This window comes from Pseudonocardia sp. NPDC049154 (assembly GCF_040648315.1).
Classification (GTDB): domain Bacteria; phylum Actinomycetota; class Actinomycetes; order Mycobacteriales; family Pseudonocardiaceae; genus Pseudonocardia.
Genome location: NZ_JBEZDN010000249.1, coordinates 1 through 2,584, shown reverse-complemented (window position 1 = coordinate 2,584; position 2,584 = coordinate 1). Strand labels below are relative to the sequence as shown.

Here is a 2,584-nt window from a genome sequence, read left to right as displayed (position 1 = left end):
GCCCGGCACTCCTCCGCCGTGGCCTCGGCCTCGTCGGCGCTGCGCGAGTAGGTGATCGCGACCCGGGCGCCGCGGCCGGCCAGGCGGCGGCTGACCGCCGCGCCCAGACCGGTCGCGCCGCCGGTGACGACGGCGACCCTGCCGTCCATGCTGCCCATGGCGGGCACCTTAACGACTGTTCAGCGCAGAGTCAGCCGAGCCGCTCGTAGATCACGGCCATGCCCTGCCCGCCGCCGACGCACATGGTCTCCAGGCCGATGCTCTTGTCCTTGGCGCGCAGGCCGTTGAGCAGGGTGGCGGTGATGCGGGCGCCGGTCATGCCGAACGGGTGGCCGACGGCGATGGCGCCGCCGTGGACATTGAGCTTGTCGCGGAACGGGTCGATGCCGAGGTCGCGGGCCGACGGGATGACCTGCGCGGCGAAGGCCTCGTTGATCTCGACGAGGTCGACGTCGTCGATGGTCATGCCGGCGCGGGCGAGGGCCTGCTTCGACGCCTCGACCGGGCCGAGACCCATGATCTCGGGGGAGAGGCCGGTGACACCGGTGGAGACGATCCGGGCGAGGGGAGTGATCCCCAGCGCCTTCGCCTTGGTGTCGGACATGACGATCAGGGCGGCGGCGCCGTCGTTGAGCGGGCAGCAGTTGCCGGCGGTGACGAACCCGTCGGGCCGGAAGACCGGCTTGAGCTGCGAGACGGCCTCGTAGGTGACGCCGGCGCGGGGGCCGTCGTCGGTGTCGACGACGGTGCCGTCGGGAAGCGTGACCGGCGCGATCTCGTCGGCGAAGAAGCCGTTCTTGATGGACTCCTCGGCGAGGTTCTGCGAGCGGACGCCGAAGCGGTCCATGTCCTCGCGGCTCACGCCCTTGGCGCGGGCGAGGTTCTCCGCGGTCTGGCCCATGGCGATGTAGACGTCGGGCAGCTGCCCGTCCGTGCGCGGGTCGGTCCAGGTGTCGGTGCCGGACTCGGCGGTGGCGGCGGTGCGGGCCTCGGCGTCGGCGAACAGCGGGTTGTGCGTGTCCGGCCAGGAGTCCGAGCTGCCCTTCTCGAAGCGGGAGACGGTCTCGACGCCGGCGGAGACGAACACGTCGCCCTCGCCCGCCTTGATCGCGTGCAGCGCCATGCGGGTGGTCTGGACCGACGACGAGCAGTACCGGGTGATCGTGGTGCCGGGCACGGTGTCGAGGCCGAGCAGCACGGACACGATGCGGCCCAGGTTGTTGCCCTGCTCGCCGCCGGGCAGGCCGCAGCCGAGCATCAGGTCGTCGATCTCGGTCGGGTCGAGCGCGGGCACCTGGTCCAGCGCGGCGCGGACCATCTGGACGGTCAGGTCGTCCGGGCGCATGCCGGCGAGCGAGCCCTTGCGCGCGCGGCCGATGGGGGAGCGGGCCGCCGCGACGATCACTGCCTCGGGCACGGGTGTCTCCTTCGCTGGAGGGCGGGTGCTGGGTTCGAGTGTGCACCCCCGCGTCACGCAGGGGTTACCGGGCGGTAGGGAATCACACGGGTTGTCCCGGCGCGCGCGGGCGGTGAGGGTACGGGCCATGGACCGCCCAGCCGTGATCGTCGAGGTCGCCGTGAACGGGGCCACCCCGCGCAGTGTCAACCCGCAGGTGCCACGCACCCCGGCCGAGATCACCGCCGACGCACTGGCCTGCGCGCGGCTCGGCGCCACGATCCTGCACAACCACAACGACGAGCCGATGTTCACGGCCGACGGCGTGCACGCGGCCGGCCCCTACCGGGCGGCCTGGCGGCCGGTGCGGGAGCGGTACCCGGACCTGCTGCTCTACCCGACGATGGCGGCCGGGGCGCGCGGCATCCCCGTCGAGCGGCGGTGGGCGCACGTCGCCGAGCTGGCCGGCCTGGGCGGGATGACGCTGATCGACCCGGGCTCGGTCAACGTGGGGCTGACGGCCGACGGCCGATGCCCGGCACCTGCGGCGGCCGAGCCCTACCAGAACTCGATCGCCGACACCGAGTACATGTGCGCACGGACCCGGGAGCTGAGTGCGCTGCCCAGCTTCTCGATCTTCGAGCCGGGCTTCCTGCGCACCGTGGTCACGCTGCAGCGCGCCGGGCGGCTGCCGGCCGGCGGGATCGTGAAACTGTACTTCGGGGGCGACCTGCAGTTCGGCCTGCCGCCGACGCCGACCGCGCTCGAGGCCTATCTCGAGCTGCTCGAACCCACCGGCCTGCCCTGGTCGGTCGCGGTCCTCGGCGGCGACGTCGTGGAGTGCGGGCTCGCCGAGCTCGCGATCCGGCGGGGCGGGCACGTCCGTGTGGGCCTGGAGGACCACGCCGGTCCGCGCCACCCGTCGAACACCGAGCTGGTGGAGGAGCTGCGCGCGCTCCTGGACCGCCTCGGCAGCCGCCCCGCGACGAGTGCCGAGACCCACGCCCTCCTCACCCCGTGAGCGCTGACTGCCCCTAGTGGGGCAGTCAACGCTCACGACCACGGGTGACCTGCTACGTCGCGCGGAGGTCGCGGAGCCGCTGGAGCTTGCCGACGGAGCGTTCGAGGGTGTCCGGGTTGACGACGTCGCAGGTCACCGAGACGCCGATGGTGTCCTTCACGGCTTTG

Annotated in this window: 4 protein-coding genes; 1 reads left to right on the top strand and 3 read right to left on the bottom strand. The window is 72.9% G+C overall.

The window, feature by feature from the left end:
- Together AB0B41_RS43035 and AB0B41_RS43030 are read right to left on the bottom strand one after the other, a co-directional pair.
- Positions 1-149, bottom strand: a 149-nt coding sequence (locus AB0B41_RS43035; RefSeq protein WP_358212993.1) for an SDR family NAD(P)-dependent oxidoreductase, incomplete at its 3' end; no start/stop codon positions are given.
- A gap of 41 nt (positions 150-190) precedes the next feature.
- A complete protein-coding gene (locus tag AB0B41_RS43030) occupies positions 191-1,417 on the bottom strand; it encodes an acetyl-CoA C-acetyltransferase (RefSeq protein ID WP_358212991.1) in 1,227 nt (408 codons plus the stop codon).
- A 127-nt stretch (positions 1,418-1,544) separates the two neighbouring features.
- On the opposite strand from AB0B41_RS43030, the gene AB0B41_RS43025 reads away from it, so the two are divergent.
- Positions 1,545-2,417, top strand: a complete 873-nt coding sequence (locus tag AB0B41_RS43025; protein WP_358212990.1) for a 3-keto-5-aminohexanoate cleavage protein — start codon at positions 1,545-1,547, stop codon at positions 2,415-2,417.
- A gap of 52 nt (positions 2,418-2,469) precedes the next feature.
- Here the strand turns inward: AB0B41_RS43025 and AB0B41_RS43020 are convergent.
- A partial coding sequence (locus tag AB0B41_RS43020; protein ID WP_358212992.1) for a hypothetical protein occupies positions 2,470-2,584 on the bottom strand: 115 nt, incomplete at its 5' end.